This is a genomic window from Pseudomonas sp. CBS, assembly GCF_024734645.1.
Classification (GTDB): domain Bacteria; phylum Pseudomonadota; class Gammaproteobacteria; order Pseudomonadales; family Pseudomonadaceae; genus Aquipseudomonas.
In genome coordinates this window covers 4,600,669-4,622,168 of record NZ_CP102929.1, presented here as the reverse complement: position 1 = coordinate 4,622,168, position 21,500 = coordinate 4,600,669, and the positions used below count along the sequence as shown (strand labels likewise).

At 62.2% G+C, this 21,500-nt stretch carries 20 protein-coding genes; 9 read left to right on the top strand and 11 right to left on the bottom strand.

From position 1 onward, the window contains the following. Positions 1 to 72: 72 nt before the first annotated feature. Both NVB75_RS21145 and NVB75_RS21140 read left to right on the top strand, forming a co-directional pair. Positions 73 to 534, top strand: coding sequence for a nucleoside deaminase (locus NVB75_RS21145; RefSeq protein ID WP_258343149.1), 462 nt, complete (start codon positions 73 to 75; stop codon positions 532 to 534). Next, on the top strand, positions 521 to 1,705 hold the full coding sequence (locus NVB75_RS21140; protein WP_258343147.1) for a CynX/NimT family MFS transporter: 1,185 nt from the start codon (positions 521 to 523) through the stop codon (positions 1,703 to 1,705). Before NVB75_RS21145 ends, NVB75_RS21140 begins: the two co-directional genes overlap by 14 nt. Here NVB75_RS21140 and NVB75_RS21135 read toward each other — a convergent pair. Beyond that, positions 1,702 to 4,050, bottom strand: a complete 2,349-nt coding sequence (locus NVB75_RS21135; RefSeq protein ID WP_258343146.1) for a TonB-dependent receptor — start codon at positions 4,048 to 4,050, stop codon at positions 1,702 to 1,704. The two genes, NVB75_RS21140 and NVB75_RS21135, sit on opposite strands and share 4 nt — an antisense overlap. 155 nt (positions 4,051 to 4,205) lie before the next feature. On the opposite strand from NVB75_RS21135, the gene NVB75_RS21130 reads away from it, so the two are divergent. Next, positions 4,206 to 5,150 carry a LysR family transcriptional regulator gene (locus NVB75_RS21130; protein ID WP_076015534.1) on the top strand — a complete coding sequence of 315 codons (945 nt, stop codon included), beginning with the start codon at positions 4,206 to 4,208 and terminating at the stop codon, positions 5,148 to 5,150. A gap of 208 nt (positions 5,151 to 5,358) precedes the next feature. Further along, positions 5,359 to 6,972 (top strand): alkaline phosphatase family protein, encoded by a 1,614-nt coding sequence (locus NVB75_RS21125; RefSeq protein ID WP_258343143.1) that lies wholly within the window; start codon positions 5,359 to 5,361, stop codon positions 6,970 to 6,972. A 131-nt stretch (positions 6,973 to 7,103) separates the two neighbouring features. Here NVB75_RS21125 and NVB75_RS21120 read toward each other — a convergent pair whose 3' ends face one another. Next, complete coding sequence (locus NVB75_RS21120) at positions 7,104 to 8,009, bottom strand: TauD/TfdA family dioxygenase (protein ID WP_258348695.1); 906 nt, start codon at positions 8,007 to 8,009, stop codon at positions 7,104 to 7,106. Positions 8,010 to 8,192: 183 nt separating this feature from the next. Between NVB75_RS21120 and NVB75_RS21115 the strand changes: the two genes are divergently transcribed. Continuing rightward, the gene (locus tag NVB75_RS21115; protein ID WP_258343141.1) at positions 8,193 to 9,113 is read left to right on the top strand and encodes a LysR family transcriptional regulator; all 921 of its coding nucleotides are present in this window, start codon (positions 8,193 to 8,195) and stop codon (positions 9,111 to 9,113) included. A 163-nt stretch (positions 9,114 to 9,276) separates the two neighbouring features. Here the strand turns inward: NVB75_RS21115 and NVB75_RS21110 are convergent, their stop codons facing one another. Next, positions 9,277 to 10,278: an ABC transporter substrate-binding protein gene (locus tag NVB75_RS21110; protein WP_076015538.1), complete on the bottom strand. Its 1,002-nt coding sequence runs from the start codon at positions 10,276 to 10,278 to the stop codon at positions 9,277 to 9,279. Between the two features lie 286 nt (positions 10,279 to 10,564). Here NVB75_RS21110 and NVB75_RS21105 point away from each other — a divergent pair, with 286 nt between their 5' ends. Next, on the top strand, positions 10,565 to 12,163 hold the full coding sequence (locus NVB75_RS21105) for an ABC transporter permease (protein ID WP_258343138.1): 1,599 nt from the start codon (positions 10,565 to 10,567) through the stop codon (positions 12,161 to 12,163). Beyond that, complete coding sequence (locus tag NVB75_RS21100) at positions 12,160 to 12,975, top strand: ABC transporter ATP-binding protein (RefSeq protein ID WP_258343136.1); 816 nt, start codon at positions 12,160 to 12,162, stop codon at positions 12,973 to 12,975. Before NVB75_RS21105 ends, NVB75_RS21100 begins: the two co-directional genes overlap by 4 nt. A 13-nt stretch (positions 12,976 to 12,988) precedes the next feature. On the opposite strand, the gene NVB75_RS21095 is transcribed toward NVB75_RS21100, so the two are convergent. Beyond that, the gene (locus tag NVB75_RS21095) at positions 12,989 to 14,068 is read right to left on the bottom strand and encodes a fatty acid desaturase (RefSeq protein WP_258343134.1); all 1,080 of its coding nucleotides are present in this window, start codon (positions 14,066 to 14,068) and stop codon (positions 12,989 to 12,991) included. Between the two features lie 101 nt (positions 14,069 to 14,169). On the opposite strand from NVB75_RS21095, the gene NVB75_RS21090 reads away from it, so the two are divergent. Continuing rightward, positions 14,170 to 15,174, top strand: a complete 1,005-nt coding sequence (locus NVB75_RS21090) for an AraC family transcriptional regulator (protein ID WP_063033630.1) — start codon at positions 14,170 to 14,172, stop codon at positions 15,172 to 15,174. 145 nt (positions 15,175 to 15,319) lie between these two features. On the opposite strand, the gene NVB75_RS21085 is transcribed toward NVB75_RS21090, so the two are convergent. Both NVB75_RS21085 and NVB75_RS21080 read right to left on the bottom strand, forming a co-directional pair. Continuing rightward, positions 15,320 to 15,685, bottom strand: coding sequence for a response regulator (locus NVB75_RS21085; RefSeq protein WP_218264122.1), 366 nt, complete (start codon positions 15,683 to 15,685; stop codon positions 15,320 to 15,322). A 38-nt stretch (positions 15,686 to 15,723) separates the two neighbouring features. Continuing rightward, positions 15,724 to 16,410 (bottom strand): Crp/Fnr family transcriptional regulator, encoded by a 687-nt coding sequence (locus NVB75_RS21080; RefSeq protein ID WP_258343133.1) that lies wholly within the window; start codon positions 16,408 to 16,410, stop codon positions 15,724 to 15,726. Between the two features lie 83 nt (positions 16,411 to 16,493). Here NVB75_RS21080 and NVB75_RS21075 point away from each other — a divergent pair, with 83 nt between their 5' ends. Continuing rightward, positions 16,494 to 17,018 carry a DUF962 domain-containing protein gene (locus tag NVB75_RS21075; RefSeq protein WP_063033632.1) on the top strand — a complete coding sequence of 175 codons (525 nt, stop codon included), beginning with the start codon at positions 16,494 to 16,496 and terminating at the stop codon, positions 17,016 to 17,018. Between the two features lie 223 nt (positions 17,019 to 17,241). Here NVB75_RS21075 and NVB75_RS21070 read toward each other — a convergent pair whose 3' ends face one another. The 5 genes from NVB75_RS21070 to oscA form a co-directional block, all read right to left on the bottom strand. Beyond that, positions 17,242 to 18,222: a sulfate/molybdate ABC transporter ATP-binding protein gene (locus tag NVB75_RS21070; protein ID WP_063033633.1), complete on the bottom strand. Its 981-nt coding sequence runs from the start codon at positions 18,220 to 18,222 to the stop codon at positions 17,242 to 17,244. A 3-nt stretch (positions 18,223 to 18,225) separates the two neighbouring features. Continuing rightward, a complete protein-coding gene (cysW, locus tag NVB75_RS21065; protein WP_177025672.1) occupies positions 18,226 to 19,098 on the bottom strand; it encodes a sulfate ABC transporter permease subunit CysW in 873 nt (290 codons plus the stop codon). 13 nt (positions 19,099 to 19,111) lie between these two features. Further along, entirely contained in the window at positions 19,112 to 19,930 is an 819-nt protein-coding gene (gene cysT / locus NVB75_RS21060; RefSeq protein ID WP_258343132.1) for a sulfate ABC transporter permease subunit CysT, read from the bottom strand. 158 nt (positions 19,931 to 20,088) lie between these two features. Continuing rightward, positions 20,089 to 21,099: a sulfate ABC transporter substrate-binding protein gene (locus tag NVB75_RS21055; protein ID WP_003218143.1), complete on the bottom strand. Its 1,011-nt coding sequence runs from the start codon at positions 21,097 to 21,099 to the stop codon at positions 20,089 to 20,091. Between the two features lie 75 nt (positions 21,100 to 21,174). Beyond that, positions 21,175 to 21,357 (bottom strand): sulfur starvation response protein OscA, encoded by a 183-nt coding sequence (oscA, locus tag NVB75_RS21050; protein WP_003170956.1) that lies wholly within the window; start codon positions 21,355 to 21,357, stop codon positions 21,175 to 21,177. Between the last annotated feature and the right edge of the window lie 143 nt (positions 21,358 to 21,500).

Genomic DNA, 21,500 nt, shown 5'->3' with positions numbered 1-21,500 from the left:
GGTTATATTTAATTTCAGAATACCCCTGCGGCTGCCCATACTTCACGCCTCATTGCGCACGAGGGGGTTTCCATGACTGAAGATCAACAGCATCTGCATCACGCCGTGCAACTGGCCAAGGCCAACGTAGCCGCCGGTGGCCGCCCGTTTGGTGCGGTCCTGGTGCGCGACGGCAAGGTGCTGGTGGAAGCGGTCAACGAAATCCACTTGAGCCAGGACCCCACCGCCCATGCCGAGATGCTCGCCATCCGCGCCGCCAGCCACCAACTCGGCCCGCGCCTGGAAGGCTGCGTGATCTACGCCAGCGGCCAGCCCTGCCCGATGTGCCTGAGTGCGATGTACCTGTGCGGCGTGTCCCGCGTGGTATTCGCCGCCAGCAACGAAGTGGCAGCACCTTTTGGCCTGTCGACAGCGGCGATCTACCAGCAAATGGCGTTGCCGTTGGCGGAGCAAAAATTGCCCGTGCAGCATCTGCCTCAAGCGGCAATGCAAGCCCTCTACGGTGAATGGCAGGCCCTGCATGACGCTGAATAATTCGTTCGCCGGCAAACTCGCCGGTTGGGGTTTGCTGGTGGTGCTGGGCCTGAACCTGCGGCCGATCCTCAGCTCCATCAGCCCATTGCTGGGGGAAATCCGCCTGGCCACCGGCCTGAGTTTCCAGAGCAGCGCCCTGCTCACCAGCCTGCCAGTGATCTGCATGGGGCTGGTGGCGTTGGTGGGTGTGCGCCTGGAGGCGAAGCTGGGAGAACGTCGCGGGATTGCCCTGGGTTTGATGATGATCCTGCTGGCGTGCCTCGCGCGTTGGTTGTTTGGCCAGGCGCCGGCGCTGCTGGCTACCGCACTGTTCGGCGGCGCCGGTGTGGCGCTGATCCAGGCGCTGGTGCCGGCGATGATCAAGCGCCAGTTTCACCAGCGCGTGCCGCTGGCGATGGGGGTTTACTCGGCGTCGCTGATGGGCGGCGGTGGCTTGGCGGCGCTGCTCAGCCCGTTGGTGGCCGGGCATTTCCAGCACTGGCAGGCGGGGCTCGGGATCTGGCTGCTACCGGCCCTGGGCGAGCTGTTGCTGTGGGCGTGGCTGCCATTGGGCGCGGCGAAAAACCCGCAGGTGACGGCGCCGTTCCAGGGCCTGCGCAACCGTCGGGCGTGGTTGCTGGCGCTGTATTTCGGCCTGGTGAATTGCGGCTACATGAGCATGGTCGCGTGGTTGCCGGCCTACTATCAGCAGTTGGGTTGGGACGTGCTGCCCAGTGGTTCGCTGCTGGCGTTCATGACGATCTTCCAGGTGATCGCCGCGCTGTTGATGCCCGCACTGGCGCAACGCGGTATTGATCGTAGGCCGTTGCTGAGCATCAGCCTGCTGGCCCAGACCGTGGGCTATATCGGCCTGCTGGCAGCGCCGCTGGAATTCCCGCACCTGTGGGTGGCGCTGATCGGCTTCGGCCTGGGGGCATGTTTTGCCCTGAGCCTGCTGCTGACCCTGGATCACCGCCGCGACCCTCGGGAAGCCGGCCAACTGGCGGCGTTCGTCCAGGGCGTGGGCTTTTTGATCAACGCCATCTCGCCGTGGCTAACCGGCTGGCTGCGGGAACTGACCGGCAGTTTCGTCAGCGCCTGGTTGGTGCTGACGCTGACGGTGGTGGCGATGCTGATACTCACCCGGGTATTCAGCCCGGCGACGTATCGCACCGCCCCGGTGGCGGCCTAGAAGTCGTAACGCCCGGTCACCCCAAGCGTGCGCGGGGTGCCCAACAACCCTTCATAACCCCCATTACCGCCGGTCCACAGCGTGGTGTAGTAGGTCTTGTCGAACGCGTTCTTCAGCCACAACGACACGTCCCACTGCCCCTGCTGATAGTTGCCCCGCAGGCCGGTAGAGAGGTTGACCACCGCGTAGGCCGGGATCTGCCCGTAATCGGAATCTTCCACCGTGCCCACCGCCTTGGAGCGGAACGCATAACTGGCGGTGACGTAGGGTTCAAAGCCGTTATCCAGGTTCCATTTGTATTCGCCATTGGCGTTGGCAATCCACTTCGAGGCGCCCACCACCTGGTGGCCACTCAAGTCGCACGAAGCCGGCGCGCCCGGGCGCAGGCTGACTTCCGGCGGGCACGGCGCATCTTTGTACGACAGGTACTGCACGTCGTTGTACGAGCCGTTGATGTTGAGCGTCAGGCCCTTGATCGGGATCAGCGTGCTCTCCACCTCCACGCCCCGGGAGCGCACCGAGCCGGCGTTGGTCAGGTACTGCACGCGGTTGCTGTCGTCGTAGGCGTTGGTCTGATAGCCATTGACCTGGGTCCAGAACAGGTTGGCGTTGAGTTGCAGGCGACGGTCCCACAGGGTGCTTTTGAACCCCAATTCGGCATTGTTGGCGCGCTCGGTGCCGATCAACAGTGAGTCCGGGCCAGCGGTGGGCGCGGAGCCGACCGCCAGGTTGACCCCGCCGGATTTCTCGCCATGGGATAAGGTGGCGTAGCCCAGCAGGTCGTCGTTGAAGCGATAGCTGAGGTTCAACAATCCGGACGGGCTGGTGCTGTATTGGTTGAGGTCGCCGGAGTCATAAGCCCCCGCGCGCCCGCGCCGTGCAGTGGCCGCCGCACCGGTCACCGCAGCGCCGCCAATAGGTGCGTTGCGCGTGACCCAGGCACTTTTCTGCTCATAGGTACCGCGCAGGCCGGCGGTGAAGTCCAGGCGCTCGGTCAGGTGCCAGGTGCCTTGGGCGAACAACGCAAAGCTGTCGGTGCGGATATGCCCGTTGCCCACGCTGCTGACGTTGTTCAAGGCGCCCCTGGGCGTGCCGTTCCAGATGTCGGCCTTGGGCCCGTAATAAGCGAAGGATTTGTTATCCAGGTCGGAGCCGAAGTAGTAGGCACCGAGCACGTAATCGAAGAAGCCGCCGGTGGGTGAGGCCAGGCGAAATTCCTGGGACCACTGTTTGTCTTCCACCGACACGCCGGCGTTGTAGGAGGCCGGGACGTTGAGGCCGTCGTCGTTGCGCGGGGTGAAATTCCACCAGCGGTAGGAGCTGACCGAGGTCAGGGTGAAGTCGCTGGGCAGGGTCCAGTTGGCTTCCAGCGAGGTGCCGCCCTGAAACACGGTGACGTGCTGGTCGCTGTCGAGGTTGACCTTGCGGTGCGTGCCGTCGACCAGGGTCGCGCCTGCCGCCGCCGCCCGCGATTGATACAGGTTGGTGCCATTGATGGTCGGCCCGGTGCTGTACAGCACGCGGGTGCCGGCGCTGGAATCTTCTTCGTTGTAGTCGCCGATCCAGCGCAGGTTGAAGGTGTCGCTGGGCTTGTACAGCAGTTGCCCGCGAAAGCCCTGGCGCGAGCCGCCATTGAGGTCGTGGCCGTCGTACTCGTTCTTGATGTCGCCGTCGCTGCGGGTGCGGTACGCGGAGAAACGGCCCGCCAGGTCCTCGGTCAGCGGGCCGGAAATCGTGCCCTTGGTCTGGAAGTAACCGTCCTCGCCCAGTGACGTTTCAATGCTGCGCTCCGGAGTAAAACTCGGCGCACGGGTGCTGATATTGATCACCCCGGCGGTGGTGTTCTTGCCGAACAACGTGCCTTGGGGGCCGCGCAGTACTTCGAGTTGTTCGATGTCCATCAGGTCGAACACGGCCATCCCCGGCCGCCCCAGGTACACGTTGTCGATGTACAGCCCCACACTGCCTTCCAGGCCGTCACTGGCCGGGTTGTTCCCCAGCCCGCGAATCGACACGCTGGACTGGCGCGCATGCATGTAGGCGACGTTGACGCTGGGCACCAGTTGCTGCAAATCCTGAATCCGGTAGACCCGCTGGCTCTCCAGGGCCTGGCCGCCGATCACGCTCATGGGCGTGGGCACTTCCTGGGCACTTTCGGTACGCCGCCGCGCCGTCACCGTGACCGTTTCCAACTGGCCACTGGCGTTCTCACCCTTGGGCGCCGGCGCGGGCTCGTCGGCCGCCTGGCTGCTGGACCAACCGGCACTGCCCGCCAGCAACAGCGCCATCGGCAGGCGTTTCAGGCGCCAGGGAGAGGGAGGGACAGCGCGATTCAACAGGCTCATAAGCGGCTCCGGTGTCAGGAAATACGCTGGATCGCATATTCCTAAAGGCTATTTATTTATGTTTTTACAAACATTTACTGCATAAGAGATAGCCTTTATAAGGAGTCGACCTAATGCATAGCCAATGCATTTCCCCGATATTTTCAATGTGAAAAATGCATATCGACCTGCGCCAACTTCGCCACTTCATCGCCCTTGCCGAGCAACGCAGTTTTGTCGCGGCAGCGGTGACCGTGAACCTGTCGCAATCGGCCTTCAGCCGCAGCATTCAGGCGCTGGAACTCAGCGCCGGGTGCCAGTTGGTGGACCGCGGCCGCAAGGACCTGGCGCCGACCAAACAAGGCCAGGTACTGCTCGAACATGCGCGGCGGCTGGTCAGCGGTGCCCAGCAATTGGCGAATGAGATCAGCCAGTTCAACGGGCTGGAGGCGGGTGAGCTGCGCTTCGGTTGCGGCCCGGCGCCCGCTGCCGGATTGATCCCCAGGGCCATCGGCAGTTTTATCGGGCGCTACCCCAAGGCCCGTGTGCAGTTCCAGGTGGACGACTGGCAAAGCCTGAGCAAGCGCCTGCTCAGCGAAGAGTTCGAATTTTTCGTCGCCGACACCCGGCATTTCGAGGCCCACCCGGATTACCAGACCCACCGGCTGCGCCCACGTAAATGGCACTTCTGCTGCCGCGCCGGGCACCCGTTGGCGGAGCTGGAAAGCGTGACCGCTGCCGAGCTGATGAGCTACCCGCTGGCGGTGACGATTCGCCCGCCGAACCTGCGCAAGGTCATCGTCGACCTCAGCGGCCGACCCGACTACACGCCCAACGTCGAATGCGAAAACGGGTACAGCCTGCTGGGCGTGGTGCTGCGTTCGGACGCCATCGGCATCGTCAGCGCCAACAGCGACGTACTGCACATGGCTCGTGGCGAGCTGGTGTGCCTGCGGATTGAAGGTTTGGCGGAAGACCTGGAGGAGCGCTACACCCGCTATGGAATTGTCAGTCGCGCGGGGTATCGCCTGTCACCGCTGGCGGAGGCGATGATCGAGCAGATCAAGGTGATTGATGAGCAGGATGAAGAGGTGTGTGCGCTGGAGAATTTTGCCGTCTGAGCGACCGCCTTCGCGAGCAAGCCCGCTCCCACCTTTCACCGCATTCATCCTGTAGAAACGCGATCGAATGTGGGAGCGGGCTTGCTCGCGAAAGCGCTAGTCGCCGAACGCATGCACTCACTGCATAAAACCCATTCCCCAAATGCACTTGCTTCAAGGCCTGCCAAGCGGCGAAATCGTTCGCCTGTCCTCCGTTCGGTGAAGCCTCATGTCCCAACCCAAACCCGTGCGCAATGTGCTGTACATCATGTGCGACCAACTGCGCCGCGATTACCTGTCGTGCTATGGCCATGCCCATCTGCACACCCCCAACATCGACCGCCTGGCCGCCGCCGGCGTGCGCTTCAGCCGGGCCTACACCCAGGGCACAATTTGCGGCCCGTCGCGGATGTCGGCCTACACCGGGCGCTATGTCAGCAGCCATCAGGTGGCCTGGAACGCGGTGCCGCTGCCTCTGGAAGAACTGACTATCGGTGACTACTTGCGGCCCCACGGTATCCGCACTGCACTGGTGGGCAAAACCCACGCCACGCCCAATCTCGAAGCCCTGCAACGCCTGGAAATCGACCCCGACAGTGCCCAGGCCCAACCGCTGAATGAGGTGGGCTTCGAAGCCTATTTTCGCCACGACGGGATCTTCCCCGACAGCCCGCTGTTCACCGAAAAACGTGAATCCGCGCCCTACACCCACTACCTGCGCGAACAGGGCTACGACGGCACCAACCCCTGGCACGAATGGGCGAATGCAGCCGCCGGCGAATCCGGGGAGATCCTCAGCGGCTGGCACATGCGCAACGCTCACCTGCCGGCGCGGGTGGATGAACAGCACTCGGAAACCGTCTACACCACCGACCGCGCCATCGACTTCATCACCGAGCAAGGCGAGCAGCCGTGGTGCCTGCACCTGTCGTACATCAAGCCGCACTGGCCCTACATCGCCCCGGCGCCGTACCACGCGTTGTATACGGCTGAGCATGTACAGGCACCGATTCGACCAACGCCTGGAAAGGAAAGTGATCACCCGGTGTACCACGCCTTCCGCCAGCACCAGGAGAGCCTGAATTTCTCCCGGGATGAAGTGCGGCTTAACGTGATCCCGACCTACATGGGCCTGATCAAGCAGGTGGACGATCAACTCGGCCGGCTGTTTGATTTCCTCGAAAGCAATGGCCGCTGGGACGACACCTTGATCGTGTTTACCAGCGATCATGGCGACTTCCTCGGCGATCATTTCCTCGGTGAAAAGGAATTCCTGCTGGAGCCTGCAGTGGGCATCCCGCTGATCGTGCGCGACCCTCGGGCTGCCGCCGATATCAGCCGTGGCTCGGTGGACGAGCGCCTGGTGGAAACCATCGATGCGCTGCCCACATTCCTGCAAGCGCTGGGATTACCCGGTGCCGAACACCGCCTGGAAGGCCGCTCGCTGATCCCGCTGCTGCACGGTGAAAACATCACCTGGCGCCGCTACGCCATCGCCGAATACGACTACGCCTTCCAGGCCCCGGCCCGGGAACGCCTCGACCAGCCCATCGACCGCTGCCGCATGACCATGGTGCGCAGCGAACGCTGGAAATACCTGGCCTACGACGGTTACCCCGCACAGTTGTTCGACTTGCAGAATGACCCGCAGGAACTGCATGACCTGGGCACCGACCCGGCGCACGCGGATGTGCGCGAGGCGCATCGGGGTTATCTGTTTGAATGGCTGCGAGGCTTGAAACGGCGCACCACCATCAGCCATGCCGAGATTGATCTGCGTGGCCAATGGTTCAGGTATGGAGAGCCGGAAGCGGAGAAGGTGGTGCAGATCGGGGTCTGGTGACCCGAAACGACCGATAAGCTTTTGTGGCGAGGGAGCTTGCTCCCGCTGGACTGCGTAGCAGTCCCATTTTTTGGGGCCGCTTCGCGCCCCAGCGGGAGCAAGCTCCCTCGCCACAGGGGTTTGCGTTGGAGTTATAGACCGCGGGTGGTCTGGCTACGCTGCCCCTGCACACTCACCGGCACATCGCCCTTGAGCGTCACCCGGCGCACGATGCGTTCCTGGGTGCCGTAGTCGTCCACGGCGTAATGCTGGGTGGCGCGGTTGTCCCAGATCGCCACGTCGCCGGTGTTCCAGCGCCAGCGCACGGTGTTTTCCAAGCGCGTGACGTGGCTTTGCAGAAGGTTGAACAGGTGCGCCGAATCCACCTGTGAATAGCCCTTCAGGCGTTTGACGAAGTGCCCCAGCAGCAGGGTCTTTTCACCGCTGACCGGGTGCACACGCACCACTGGGTGCTCGGTCTCGTAGACCGTCGAGGTGAAGATCTTGCGGTATTCCTCCAGCTTCTCCGGCGACACATCCGGCTTGCGCGCGGCGTAGTCGTATTCGTTGCTGTGCACGGCCCAGAGCTTGTCCGCCAGTTCCCGCAGTTCGGCATTCAGGTCGTTGTAGGCCGCCGCGGTGTTGGCCCAGACGGTGTCGCCACCCGAGGCCGGCGCCAGCACCGAACGCAGGATCGAGGCTTTCGGGTAGGCATCAACAAAGGTCACGTCGGTGTGCCACGAGTTGGCGCGCTGGCCACGGGCGCCGTCCAGTTCCAGCAGGAACCGCGTGCCATCGCGCACCGGAACGGTGGGGTGGGCAATCGGCTCGCCGAGCAAGTGGGCGAAGGCTTCCTGGCTCTGGTCATCGAGGTGGGTCTGCTCGCGGAAGAAGATCACCTTGTACTGCACCAGCGCCTGCTGGATGGCTTCGACCGTGGCGGCGTCCAGCCCGCCGGATAACGTGATGCCACGGATCTCGGCGCCGATTCGTCCGGCCACCGGGTGGATATCCATCGCCAGGGCGACGGGTTGAACAGCTAGTGCGGCGTTGCTCATAGTGATGACCCTCATGTGCCAGCTTTCGGTTGGGAGTAGCGTGCAACAAGGCTCTATTCATATGCATTTTAGGTCTAGCAAATGAACGAATGCTTCGTTGACGGAATAAGAGCTTGCATTTAAAACCTCAGCTCCCCCGGTCGCAAATGCCTTCGACCTATTTTTCAAATGCCAGGAAAGCATATGGATCTTCGCCAACTGCGCTACTTCATCGCCCTCAACGAGCACCGCAGTTTTGTGCGCGCCGCCGACGCCATGGGCATCACCCAACCGGCGTTCAGCCGCAGCATCCAGGGGCTGGAACAGGAGTTCGGCTGCGTGCTGGTCGACCGGGGCAACAAGGATCTGCGCCCCACGCCTGAAGGCCAGGTGGTGCTGCAACACGCCCTGAGCCTGGTGCATGGCGCCGCCTTGTTGAGCAGCGAAGTCACGCGCATGACCAAGCTGGATGCGGGCGAATTGCGCTTCGGTTGCGGCCCGGCGCCGGCAGTGAAACTGGTGCCGGATGCGGTGGCGCGGTTTATCACCGCGCACCCGAAAATCCGCACCAGTTTCCAGGTGGATAACTGGGAAAAACTCAGCCGTAGCCTGAGCCGTGAAGAGATCGAATTTTTTATCGCCGACATCCGCCAGTTCGAGTCCGACCCGAACTTTCAGACCCGGCCACTGACGCCCAAACGCGGGGTGTTTTTCTGCCGCCCGGGGCACCCGCTGCTGGCCAAGGACAGCCTGTCGACCAACGACATGTTTGATTACCCGTTGGCCGCGCCGCTGATTTCCCAGGGCACTCGCAAACTGCTGGCGAACCTCAGCGGGCGCATGGATTTTTCACCGAGCATTCACACCGAACACTTCCCGGCCTTGGTGAAGATCGTGCTGCAGTCCAATGCCATTGGCGTGGGCACCGAAGAGGCGTTTGCCGAGGACATCGCCAAAGGTGAACTGGTGCTGCTGCACTGGCGCAACCTGCCGCAAAACCTGGAGAGCCTGAATGCCCGTTGCGGGATCGTCAGCCGCACCGGCTTTCGCTTGTCGCCGGCGGCCAAGGCGATGATCGAGACGCTGGTGGCAGTGGATCAACACGAAGTAAGTGTGGCGGTCTAGCGCACCGCCCCACTCACCTCCCACGTAGCAGCTGTCGAGCCCCAGCGAGGCTGCGTCGGCAGCGCTGCAGAACTTGGAGTCATACAGCAAGATCGCGTCGCGCCCGACGCAGCCTCGCGGGGGCTCGACAGCTGCTACGAAGGTAGCTTGCTTTAGGGGGGCTTCAGATGCCGGCGGCCGCCAACTTCGGCGCCACCCAATCGCTCACCTGGAACGGCTTGCGGATCAAACGCTGCTGCGATGCCAGGTCCACCTTGTCCTGCAATTTGGCGAGGAATACCGGGTCGAGGGTCGACGGGAATATCTCGCTGAGTTTCTGGTCTTGCAAATCATTGGTCAGGATCACCGGTGGATAACTCGCCAGCCCCGACACCAACTGGATGTAGGCCTGCTTGTTGTTGTCATCGGTCAGCCATTGCACCGCTTGCTGCTGCGCCTTGAGCAGCGTGGCCACGGCTTCGGGATGCTCATCGACAAACTTGCCACTGCCCACCAACACGCTCTGGATACTGCCGGCGTCGCCCAGGTCCTTGGTGCTCAGCGGGATTTCGGCCAGGCCCTTGGCTTGCAACGCGCTCAGGCCCGAGCTGCCCCAGGTCGCGTCGATCTGCTTGGCGGCCAGTGCGGCGACGGCGGCGTTGAAGTCCAGGTTGATGACTTTCAGGTCTTTTTCACTCAAGCCCTGACTGGCCAATGCACTGTCGAATGACAGTTGGCTGGCAGTGCCGCGGAACACCGCAACGCGCTTGCCCTTGAGGTCCTGCAGGGTCTTGATGCCCGAACCCGGCACCACCCCCAGATAATGTTTGACGCCTCGGGCGCTGGCACTCAACAGGCGCGTGTCGAGGCCGTTGGATTTGCCGATGATAGCCGCGAGGTCGCCCAGGTAGGCCAGGTCCACCTGGCCATTGGCGAAGGCTTCATTGATCACCGGGCCCGCGCCCTTGAAGAAATTCCACTGGATCTTGATGCCCTGGTCGGCGAAGGCCTTTTCGAAGATCTGCTGTTGGCGCAGCACGTCCACCACCCCGCCGCCGCTGTGTTGGGTACCGGCGGTGAGGTCGGGCACGGCAATCCGAATTTCCTTGAGGTCGGCAGCCTGCACCAGCCCGGCCAACGCCGTGCCGGCAACCAGTGTGATCAAGCGTTTGAAGGGCAGCTTCATAGGGGGTGCTCCTGAGGGCGGCGGTAGCCTGGGGAGCAGAAAGTAGGCATAAGCGGATCAAAACTTTAAATACTATAAATTCACAATTTAATAGCTTTAAGATCTATAGGCAGCCAAACCCAGGCCCCAGAAGGCTATGCATCAACAGCATGGAAAATATTCTCCAAATGCATTGGATGCGTGTGGGGTAGCGGCTTTAAATGGTTTTTCTTATCCCTCAATCGTCTTGATTGTTTGTTTATAAGATCAAAAAAACATAAAGCCCACCGGACAACGGAGGTCATCCATGGCCCGAATCTCGCTATTGAGCCTGCCACTGGCGGCCCCTGCCCAAGGGCGGCAGCCACGTTGGCCGCACCTGGGCGACCGCCTGTTGCCCTGGCTGCTGCCGCTGGCGTTGTTCGCCCTGTGGTGGCTGGCCAGCCGCAATCATTGGATGAGCGAACAGATCCTGCCCGCCCCGTCGCTGGTCTGGAGCAGCGCAGTGGAACTGGCCGGCGGTGAGTTGTGGAGCCACCTGGCGATCAGCCTGCAACGGTTGTTCTGGGGCTTGCTCGCGGGCGTGAGTGCCGGGGCATTGCTGGGGGCGCTGCTGGGTTTCAGTCCCCGAGCCGAGCGCTTGGTGTTCCCGACGTTCAGCGCTTTGTCGCAAGTCCCGACGCTGGCGTGGATCCCGCTGTTCATGGTGTTTTTCGGAATTGGCGAAACCCTCAAGCTGGTGGTGCTGGTCAAGGCGATTGTGGTGCCGGTCACGCTGCATACGCTGGTGGGGGTGCGCGACGCCCAGCCCGGCCTGCGTGAAGCCGCACGGGTGCTGCGCCTGCCTTCTCACTTGTTGATCCGTCGCCTGATTCTGCCGGCCGCATTGCCGGCGTTCATGGCCGGTGTGCGCCTGGCCCTGGCCGCCGGCTGGACTTCGTTGCTGGCCGTGGAGCTGCTGGCCTCCAGTGAGGGCATCGGCTACCTGATGGTGTGGGCGCGGCAACTGTTCATGCTGGATATCGTCTTCGTGTGCATCGTGGTGATCGGCGTGCTGGGCGTGGTCATGGACCGCGGCGTCGGCTGGCTGGACCGCAAGTGGGTGCACTGGCCCCATCCGGCCACCGCACAGATTCGTCGTGGCCCGCGCTACCAAGGCTGGCAACGCCTGCAACCCTGGCTGCTGCCGCTGGGTTTAGTGGCGCTGTGGCAACTGGTAACACAGCAGGCCTGGGTGGATCCAAACATCCTGGTCAGCCCATGGGCCGTCCTGCAAACCACCGCGGCCGGGGTGCTGGACATGAGCCTGGTCAACGCCCTGGCCCTGAGCCTCGGACGCACCTTGGGCGGCTTGGTGCTGGGAGGCGGCCTGGGCTTCCTCGTGGGCTTGCTGCTGGGCCTGTCGCGCACCAGTGAACGGGTACTCGGCCCGACCCTTGCCGCCCTGCGCCAGATTGCGATTTTCGCCTGGGTACCGCTGCTCACCGCCTGGTTCGGCCTGGGCGAACTGGCCAAGTGGGTGTTCATCGCCCTTGCCGCGTTTTTCCCGCTGTTTATCGCCACCCAACGCAGCGTACTGAACCTGTCGCCACATTTGAATGAAGCGGCCCAGGTCCTGCGCCTGAGCCTCGGCCAACGCCTGCGGCGGCTGGTGCTGCCGGGTGCGGCAGCGGGGATTTTTGCCGGCCTGCGCCTGAGCCTGATCTACGCCTGGCTGGGCACCATCGGCGCCGAATATTTCATGCCGTCCAATGGCGGCATCGGCAGCCTGATGATCGGTGCCCAGCAGTTGCTGCGCATGGACCTGATCATGAGCGGCATGCTTCTGGTGGGCCTTACCGGCGCCACTCTCAACCTTATCGGCCAACGCATCGAAACCCGCGCCACGCGCTGGAGGCACGCATGAACGCACCTATCGTCAGCTTCGCCCATGTGGGCAAATCCTTTGATGTCGACGGCTTCGAACTGGAGGCCATCCGCGAATTCAACCTGGATATTGCCGAAGGTGAGTTCGTCGCCATCGTCGGCTCCAGCGGCTGTGGAAAATCCACCCTGTTGCGCTTGCTGGTGGGCCTCGACACACAGTTTCGCGGCCAGATCAGCGTCGATGGCAAGGCCGTCAGCGGGATTGGTGGCGAGCGCGGCATCGTGTTCCAGGAACACCGTCTGTTCCCTTGGCTGACGGTGGAAGAAAACATCGGCCTGGGCCTGGTCAACGAGCCCCTGAGCGCTGCCGAAAAGCAGCAGCGCATCGGCGACTTTATCGAGCTGGTGGGCCTCACCGACTTCACTCGTGCCTACCCGCACCAGTTGTCCGGCGGGATGGCGCAACGGGTGGCGATTGCCCGCGGCCTGGTGGCCAGCCCGCGCATCCTGCTGCTGGACGAACCCTTCGGCGCCCTCGACGCCCTGACCCGCCAGCAGATGCAGGACGAACTGCTGGCCATCCGTGCGCGGGCTAAAATCACCACGATCCTGGTGACCCACGACGTGGAAGAGGCGATTTTTCTCGCCGACCGCGTGGTGGTCATGGAGCCCCGCCCGGGGCGGATCAAGCAGGTGGTGGACATCGCCCTGCCCCATCCGCGCCAGCGCAGCAGTTTCGACTTCCATCAGTTGCGTGAAGAACTGCTGCACGAGCTGATCAGCGACGACCACTACCAGCCGCCGCTGCGCGAACAGATCCGCGACCTGCCCCTGGCCTTTATTGCCTGCTGACGAGGCGCAATCCTCAGCGCGTCGCCGTTTCAGCCGGATTGATCGCCACCGATGAATGGGCAGCACGCTCAAACCGATTGGCCCGGGCAAACGTGCCGAAATCGTTGAAGCGCACGCCCATTTCAGCCATCACCTTGTGAGCCGTTTTCACCGTCATCTGGCGGATGTAGAACGGTTCCTTGACCACGAAATGATGAATCCCGTGGGTGCTGCCGAAGTTGAAGCAGAACGCCTGCAACGGCCACAGCCACCAAGGGTTGAGCACCTGGGTTTGCTGGATCACATTGCCCGGCTCGATGTCACCGTAGTAGTGCATGTTGGAGCTGACAAAGTGCAGGCAGAAGGTGCGCAGCACGTTGGGCCCGATGATCACCACGGCGGCGATGTCGATGATGTGCATCACCGCCAGGGTGTTGGCTGACCAGTCGATTGGCGCGCCCAGCAGGCTGGCGATGCCATTGGCGGCATGAAAGCCCAGGAACACATACCACGCGCCCCAATGCAGCAGCGCCAGCGGTGCATAGACCAGCGCCGTGCGCTTGAGAATGCCCAGCTTGTGCTTCCAGGTTGGTGCCCGCAGCACCCGGATCAGTGCCGACATGATGTTGTCACCGACCATCAGCAACCGCGCCAGGCCCCATGGCTCACCGTTGGTGATTGCACGCTCTTCGATGTCGGTTTCGCTGCCGGACACCTTGTGGTGATTCAGGTGAATATGGCGTCGCACCCAAGGGTTGATGGTGCTGGGCCGCGCCAGCCACACCAGGCCCATCATCAGGTTGTGGGGCAGGCGTTGCTTGCGAAAGTACATGCTGTGGATCAGGTCGTGTTCCAGCTCGTGGGTCAACGATGCAAGGAATGCGTTGAGCAGCAGGCACACCCACCACGCCATGTGCCCGGTGATATACAGCGCCGCCGAACCCAGCATGCCCACCAGGGCAAAGGCCAGGATGCCCGCGCCCAACGCGTCCTGATGCAGCAGCCAGGGGTGGCGCTGACGCAATAACAGGCCCTCGGCCAGCACCACTTCACGAATATGCGCTGAGCGCTGCTGTGCGTTCATCCGCCGGGGGCTTGCAGAAGTACCGTCCATGCTTCCATCCTCTGTCTTATTGATGCGTACATCCTGCCCTATGCGATCTGGCGGGACGCTAGCCCCACACGCCAACCTGTTGACCGCAAGCGCCAATCAACATGACCGAACCGACCTCCCTCGCCAGCTGGACCCGCGCCCTGCGCAAGCAGCTCGACGCCCTGGGCCTCGACAGCGCCGCGCTGTGCGCCCAGGCCGGGCTTGACCCGCAGTTGATGGACGATCCCAACGCACGTTATCCGTTGTCGGCCACCACGCGCCTGTGGGAACTGGCGGTGCAGGCCAGTGGCGACCCGGCGATTGGTTTGCGGGTGTCGCGGTTTGTCAGCCCCACCACGTTCCATGCGCTGGGTTATGCGCTGGTGGCCAGCGGCAGCCTGCGGGAAGTGTTCGAGCGGATCGTGCGCTATCACCAGGTGGTCAGCGACGCCCTGAGCCTGGAGCTTAGCCGGGAGGGCGAACGTTACCGCTTTCGCCTGCAACAACCTGCCGGCACACCCGCGCCAGCGTTTGAAGCGATTGATGCGTTCGCCGCGATTTACGTGCGCACATGCCGCAATCGACTGGGGCGCGAATATGCGCCGCTGGCGGTGTACCTGCGGCGGCCCGAGCCGGCCGACCCCAAGCCGTGGCACACGGTGTTTCGTGCCCCCGTGTTTTTCGCCGCCGAGGAAGACCGTCTGGAATTCGCCGCCCAGGACTTTGACAGCCACCTGGACGATGCCAACCCGGAGTTGGCCGAACATAATGAAACCGTGCTCAAGCGCACCCTGGCGCAACTGCGGCCGCTGACCTGGGAGCGCAAGGTGCGTTCGGCCATTGAAGCGCAGTTACCCGACGGTGAGCCAAGTGCCGAGCGCATCGCCCAGGCGTTGCATTTGAGTTTGCGCAGCTTGCAGCGGCACCTTGCGGACGAGGGCTGCCGGTTTGATGCGCTGCTGAACGAATGTCGGGAGAACCTCGCGCTGCTGCATCTGCGGGATCCCGAGTGTTCGCTGGCGGAGATCAGTCATTTGCTGGGGTTTGCTGATACCAGCAGTTTCAACCGGGCGTTCAAGCGCTGGACCGGGATGACGCCGGGGCAGTTTCGGGATGGGTTGAGGTAGGTGGAGTTGCGGTGGTTGTGAGGGCCTCTTCGCGAGCAAGCCCGCTCCCACATTTGACCGAGTACATCCTTTGGAATGCAGTCAAATGTGGGAGCGGGCTTGCTCGCGAAAGCGGTCGATCAAACACCACAAAAGCCAGAATCAGTCAGCGCCCCCGATCCCGCCGCAACACCTTCTTCACCCGCGCCACCAAGGCCCGGGCCTCAAAGGGCTTGAGCAAATAATCATCCTCATGCAATTCCAGCCCACGCAGCCGGTCTTCAATCCCGTCGGGCGTGGTCAAAAACAACATCGGCGTCTCACCCTTCAACCGAATCGCCTGCTGCAGCTTCCAGGCATTCAACCCCGGCAGCATCACATCCAGGATCACCAGGTCGTATTCGGTGCTTTCCACAAAGCGCAGGGCCGCCATGCCGTTGGCCGCCACCTCCACCATGTAACTCGCCTCTTCAAGACTGCGGCCCATCGCCTCGGCCGCCTCTGACTCGTGTTCCACTAGCAGGACGCGCATAACACACCTCGAATAATCGTGAACGCAGGCTACCACCCTCAGGCGTGCGCCGCCTCGCGCAAACGCTGCGGGTCGAGGATTTCGATCTCGCCATAGCCCAGGCGCACGATGCCCTGGCCCTGCAGATCCTTGAGCAGCGCGTTGGTGGTCTGGCGTGACAGGCTCAACATTGCGGCCAGGTCTTCCTGGGGCAGTTGCAGCACCTGCCGCACCTGCTCGATGTCGCCGTAGCCTTCGGCGATCATCAGCAAACGATGCGCCACCCGTACCGAAGCCGGCATCAGGCTCAATTGTTCGATATTGATAAAGGTCAGGCGCAGCTTCTGGCTCATCAACAGGGCCATGTCGCGCCAGTAACGCGGAGTCTGTTCAAGGATGTGCAGCAAGGCCGGCTGCGGCACCTGCAACAACGTACAAGGCCCGACCGCGCAGGCGTCGTGGGTACGGGGCAACCCGTCGAACAGGGAGATCTCGCCGAACCAGTACGGCAATTCCGCCAGGCTCAGCACCGCTTCCTTGCCCTGCTCGTTCACCGCACTGATGCGCAGGGAGCCTTCCAGCACCGCGTACAACCCACACGGCGGGTCGCCGCGCTTGAACAGGTATTGCCCCGCCGTGAGCTGCCGCAACCGGGCGCTGGCCAGCAAGCTATTCTGTAAGTCAGCAGGCAGATGGCTGTACCAGTGACCGGTGGCCAACCGTGGGTGCCATTTCTCTACATCCATGCGAACTCCGAAGATTGTCGGCCAGTTGACAGTGTGTCGCGGGCCTACAGGGCATGATCAAACATCCTACAGGAGGAACAACAATGAAAAGCCTCGTCGACCACCTCAGTCAATACGCCGCCTACCACCGCGACCCGCGCAATATCGCCAGCCACTTTATCGGCATCCCGCTGATTGTGGTGGCGGTGGCCGTGCTGCTGTCACGCCCCGAATGGACGGTGGCCGGGCTCTGGCTGTCGCCTGCGGTGCTGCTGGCATTGTTCTCGGCGTGGTTCTATTTGCGCCTGGAGCTGGCACTCGGTGTGCTGATGACGGTGCTGATGGGCCTGTCGGTGTGGGCCGGGCATGTGCTGGCGGCGCAAAGCACGCTGGTGTGGCTGAGCAGCGGCATCGGCATGTTCGTGGTGGGCTGGGTGATCCAGTTTGTGGGGCATTACTACGAGGGGCGCAAGCCGGCATTTGTCGATGACGTGTCCGGGTTGATCGTGGGGCCGTTGTTTGTGGTGGCGGAGTTGGCGTTTCTGGTGGGGCTACGGCATGACCTGAAGCGGCAGATTGAAGAGCGCTCGGGGCCGGTGGCCGTGCGGCACAAGAACGCCACGGCCTGACAGACACTGGAGATCCACATGTGGGAGCGGGCTTGCTCGCGAAAGCGGTGGTTCAGTCGATACATCTGGTGACTGACACTCCGCTTTCGCGAGCAAGCCCGCTCCCACATGATCGTTCCCACGATCTGCGTGGGAATGCAGCCCGGGACGCTCCGCGTCCTGAAGCGTGACGCAGAGCGTCACAAGAGGCGTTCCCACGCGGAGCGTGGGAACGATCAACGTCTTAGGCTTTTTGCCAGACCTTGGGCTTGAAGAACAACGTCTCGCCCCGCGCCAGGCCGGTCAGGCTGTCGTGGTCTTTCACCACTTCTGCCTCGATCAATTCGCTCTGGCCTTCGACTTTCAGGGTCACCCGGGTAGTCGCGCCAAGCGGGCGAATATCACGCACTTCAGCCGCGTGGTGGTCCTCCAGCTCATGGCGCGACAGCGACACTTCATGCGGGCGGAACAGCACGTGCTTGTCTTCACCCAAGTGCAAGCGGTTCGAATCCCCAAGGAAGTGATAAACGAAATCACTGGCCGGGTTTTCGTAGACTTCCCCCGGTGAGCCGATCTGCTCGATCACGCCCTTGTTCATCACCACGATGCGGTCCGCCACTTCCATGGCTTCTTCCTGGTCGTGGGTCACGAACACCGACGTCAGGTTGATGTCTTCGTGCAGGCGCGCCAGCCAGCGGCGCAGTTCTTTACGGACCTTGGCATCCAGGGCACCGAACGGTTCATCCAGCAGCAGCACTTTAGGTTCTACCGCCAAAGCGCGGGCCAGGGCGATACGCTGGCGCTGGCCGCCGGAGAGTTGTTCCGGGTAGCGATCCGACAGCCAATCGAGCTGCACCATGTTCAGCAACTCATGGACTTTTACCGCGATCTGGCTTTCGGTGGGGCGCTGGTTTTTCGGTTTCATGCGCAGGCCGAACGCGACGTTGTCGAACACCGTCATGTGGCGGAACAGCGCGTAGTGCTGGAACACAAAGCCGACGTTGCGATCACGTACGTCGTGGCCGGAGACGTCTTCACCGTGGAACACAATGCTGCCGGCATCCGGGGTTTCGAGACCGGCGATGATCCGCAGCAAGGTGGTCTTGCCGCAGCCGGACGGGCCCAGCAACGCCACCAGCTCGCCACTCTGGATGTCCAGATTGATGCTGTTCAGGGCCTTGAAGGCGTTGAAATTCTTGCTGACATTACGGACTTCGATCGACATGACTTATTCCTCAGCCGCACCGGCGCGCAGGCGGTTAATACGGTTCTCGCTCCACTGCTTGAGCAGCAGGATGAAGAGCGCCAGGATCAGCAACAGACTCGCGACGGCAAACGCGGCGACGTGGTTGTATTCGTTGTAGAGGATCTCGACGTGCAGCGGCAAGGTGTTGGTTACGCCGCGAATGTGGCCGGACACCACCGACACCGCACCGAACTCACCCATGGCCCGCGCGGTACACAGCACCACGCCGTAGATCAGGCCCCACTTGATGTTCGGCACCGTGACATGCCAGAACATCTGCCAACCGTTGGCGCCCAGCAGGCGCGCGGCCTCTTCTTCCTGGGTGCCTTGTTCCTGCATCAGCGGGATCAGCTCACGGGCCACGAACGGCACGGTGACGAAGATGGTCGCCAGCACGATGCCCGGCAAGGCAAACACGATCTGGATGTCATGGTCCTGCAGCCACGGGCCAAAGAAGCCCTGGGCGCCGAACATCAACACGTAGACCAGGCCGGCGATCACCGGCGAGACCGAGAACGGCAGGTCGATCAGGGTCACCAGGATACTTTTGCCACGGAACGAGTACTTGCTCACGCACCAGGCGGCACTGACACCGAACACCACGTTGAGCGGTACCGAAATCGCCACGGCGATCACCGTGAGTTTCAGCGCCGACAGCGCGTCCGGCTCAAGGATCGCGGTGAAGAATGCACCCAGGCCATTCTTCAGGCCCTGGGACACCACGATAAACAGCGGCAGCAGCAAAAACAGGAAGAACACCAGCCAGCCAAGGCTGATCAGGATACGTCGGGACACCGCACTGCCACGACGGGCAGCGTTGGCCGAGGACGCGGCGGAAATAGACGATTGGGACATGTTCCGCGCCTCCTTATGGGTGTTCGATGCGCCGCTGCAGCAAGTTGATCAGCAGCAGCAGGACAAAGGAAACCACCAGCATCAGCACACCGATGGACGTGGCGCCGTGGTAGTCGTATTGGTCGAGCTTGACCATGATCAGCAGCGGCAGGATCTCGGTTTTCATCGGCATGTTGCCGGCGATGAAGATCACCGAACCGTACTCACCGACACCTCGTGCAAACGCCAAGGCGAACCCGGTCAACCAGGCCGGCAGCAGCGCCGGCACCAGGATGTAGCGAAACACCTGCAAGGGCTTGGCGCCAAGGCAGGCGGCCGCTTCTTCGATTTCCCGTGGGATATCGGCCAACACCGGCTGCACCGTACGCACCACGAAGGGCAGCGTGACGAAGGTCAGCGCCAGGGTGATGCCCAAGGGGGTGTAGGCGATCTTGAAGCCCAGGTCGGCGGCGAACTGGCCTACCAGGCCGGTGGGCGTGTACAGCGCGGTGAGCGCAATACCGGCGACGGCGGTGGGCAGGGCGAACGGCAGGTCGATCATCGCATCGATGATCTTGCGCCCGGGGAAGGTGTAGCGCACCAGCACCCAGGCCAGCAGGGTACCGATCACGCCGTTGATGATCGCGGCATACAACGCAGTGCCGAAGCTCAGTTTCAACGCCGCCAGCACGCGGGGTGCGGTGATGATGTTCCAGAACTGATCCCAGGTGAGTTGAGCGGCGTGTACAAACATCGCCGCCAGGGGGATGAGTACGATCAGGCTGAGGTACACCACGGTGTAGCCCAGCGTCAGCCCGAAGCCGGGTATGACGGGGGAGATACGACGCGACATAAGAGTCCTTGGTTAGCGGAACGGACATGCAAAACCCGCAAACGAATGCGGGCTCCTGATCCCTGTAGGAGCGGGCTTGCCCGCGAAAAACGTCAACGATAACGCGGGCAGTCAGGAAGCACGCGGCGTCATGAAGCTTTTCGCGAGCAAGCTCGCGCCTACTGGGCCGAGTAGATCTGGTCGAACACGCCACCGTCATTGAAGAATTTCGGTTGGGCAGTTTTCCAGCCGCCGAAGTCTTTGTCGATAGTCACCAGGTCCAGTTTCGGGAACTGCTGGGCGTATTTGGCGGCGACTTTCTCATCGCGTGGGCGGTAGAAGTTCTTCGCCGCAATCTCCTGGCCAGCCGGGCTGTACAGGTGCTTGAGGTATTCGGTAGCAATCTCGGTGTTGCCCTTTTTCTCGGCGTTCTTGTCGACCACGGCCACTGGCGGCTCGGCGAGGATCGACAGCGAAGGTACAACGATGTCGAACTTGTCGGCGCCGCCGTCTTCTTTCAGGGCCAGGAAGGCTTCGTTTTCCCAGGCCAGCAACACGTCACCCTGACCGTTGTTGACGAAGGTGATGGTCGAACCGCGAGCGCCGGTGTCGAGGATCGGCACGTGCTTGAACAGCTCTTTCACGTATTCCTGGGCTTTGGCTTCGCTGCCACCGGCTTTCAGGCCGTAGGCCCAGGCGGCGAGGAAGTTCCAGCGGGCGCCGCCGGAGGTTTTCGGGTTCGGGGTGATCACGGAAACGTCTTTCTTGATCAGGTCGCCCCAATCCTTGATGCCTTTAGGGTTGCCCTTGCGCACCAGGAACACGATGGTCGAGGTGTACGGAGTGCTGGCGTCCGGCAGGCGGGTTTGCCAGTTTTCCGGCAGGGTCTTGCCCAGCTTTGCGATTTCGTCGATGTCACCGGCCAGGGCCAGGGTCACGACGTCGGCACGCAGGCCGTCGATCACCGCACGGCCTTGCTTGCCCGAACCGCCGTGGGATTGCTGGATCTTGACGTTGTCGCCCGGGTGCGACTGCTTCCAGAAGCTGGTGAATTCAGCGTTGTAGTCCTGGTAAAGCTCGCGGGTCGGGTCGTAAGACACGTTGAGCAGTTCGTAATCCTTGGCAACGGCGGAACCGGCAAACACGGCACTGGCCAGTGCTGCCAGGGCATAACGGCGAATCGACGACATAGAAGGCTCCTGAAATTCTTGGGTGTTGGCTTTTTCTTATAGTTGCGGGTCTTGCAATCGAATCGCCGATCTTGCTCAGCTCGGTTTGTTGCCCGGGTTCTGCAAACGGAATTTCTCTTTGCGTTCGATCTGTACTACCTGGGCGTTGTGCACAGTGATTTCCACCGCACCAAACCGCAGATCGCGCAGGGCGCTCTGGATCTCGCGCAAAATGGCTGCTTCGTCCTGGCCGTCAACGCTACGTAGAGATGCGCTCATGGTCGTGCTCCTGAAATGAGAAGTGCCTCGCAGTGGCGGCACTGCTTGCGGCGTGAGGGCGATAGTAGATAAGCGCGGATATTCTTAAAAATACTATTTAAGAATGTTTATATAACCAGAAAGAATTTTCTGGTGGGACGTGG

Bases quoted from the DNA above. Each gene is read 5' to 3' on its own strand.
- NVB75_RS21090 (WP_063033630.1), top strand. From the start codon at position 14,170: ATGACCGAACCGACCTCCCTCGCCAGCTGGACCCGCGCCCTGCGCAAG.
- NVB75_RS21085 (WP_218264122.1), bottom strand. From the start codon at position 15,685: ATGCGCGTCCTGCTAGTGGAACACGAGTCAGAGGCGGCCGAGGCGATG.
- NVB75_RS21080 (WP_258343133.1), bottom strand. From the start codon at position 16,410: ATGGATGTAGAGAAATGGCACCCACGGTTGGCCACCGGTCACTGGTAC.
- NVB75_RS21120 (WP_258348695.1), bottom strand. From the start codon at position 8,009: ATGAGCAACGCCGCACTAGCTGTTCAACCCGTCGCCCTGGCGATGGAT.
- NVB75_RS21100 (WP_258343136.1), top strand. From the start codon at position 12,160: ATGAACGCACCTATCGTCAGCTTCGCCCATGTGGGCAAATCCTTTGAT.
- NVB75_RS21115 (WP_258343141.1), top strand. From the start codon at position 8,193: ATGGATCTTCGCCAACTGCGCTACTTCATCGCCCTCAACGAGCACCGC.
- cysT (WP_258343132.1), bottom strand. From the start codon at position 19,930: ATGTCGCGTCGTATCTCCCCCGTCATACCCGGCTTCGGGCTGACGCTG.
- NVB75_RS21110 (WP_076015538.1), bottom strand. From the start codon at position 10,278: ATGAAGCTGCCCTTCAAACGCTTGATCACACTGGTTGCCGGCACGGCG.
- NVB75_RS21070 (WP_063033633.1), bottom strand. From the start codon at position 18,222: ATGTCGATCGAAGTCCGTAATGTCAGCAAGAATTTCAACGCCTTCAAG.
- oscA (WP_003170956.1), bottom strand. From the start codon at position 21,357: ATGAGCGCATCTCTACGTAGCGTTGACGGCCAGGACGAAGCAGCCATT.
- NVB75_RS21075 (WP_063033632.1), top strand. From the start codon at position 16,494: ATGAAAAGCCTCGTCGACCACCTCAGTCAATACGCCGCCTACCACCGC.
- cysW (WP_177025672.1), bottom strand. From the start codon at position 19,098: ATGTCCCAATCGTCTATTTCCGCCGCGTCCTCGGCCAACGCTGCCCGT.
- NVB75_RS21140 (WP_258343147.1), top strand. From the start codon at position 521: ATGACGCTGAATAATTCGTTCGCCGGCAAACTCGCCGGTTGGGGTTTG.
- NVB75_RS21125 (WP_258343143.1), top strand. From the start codon at position 5,359: ATGTCCCAACCCAAACCCGTGCGCAATGTGCTGTACATCATGTGCGAC.
- NVB75_RS21135 (WP_258343146.1), bottom strand. From the start codon at position 4,050: ATGAGCCTGTTGAATCGCGCTGTCCCTCCCTCTCCCTGGCGCCTGAAA.
- NVB75_RS21055 (WP_003218143.1), bottom strand. From the start codon at position 21,099: ATGTCGTCGATTCGCCGTTATGCCCTGGCAGCACTGGCCAGTGCCGTG.
- NVB75_RS21095 (WP_258343134.1), bottom strand. From the start codon at position 14,068: ATGGACGGTACTTCTGCAAGCCCCCGGCGGATGAACGCACAGCAGCGC.
- NVB75_RS21130 (WP_076015534.1), top strand. From the start codon at position 4,206: ATGCATATCGACCTGCGCCAACTTCGCCACTTCATCGCCCTTGCCGAG.
- NVB75_RS21105 (WP_258343138.1), top strand. From the start codon at position 10,565: ATGGCCCGAATCTCGCTATTGAGCCTGCCACTGGCGGCCCCTGCCCAA.
- NVB75_RS21145 (WP_258343149.1), top strand. From the start codon at position 73: ATGACTGAAGATCAACAGCATCTGCATCACGCCGTGCAACTGGCCAAG.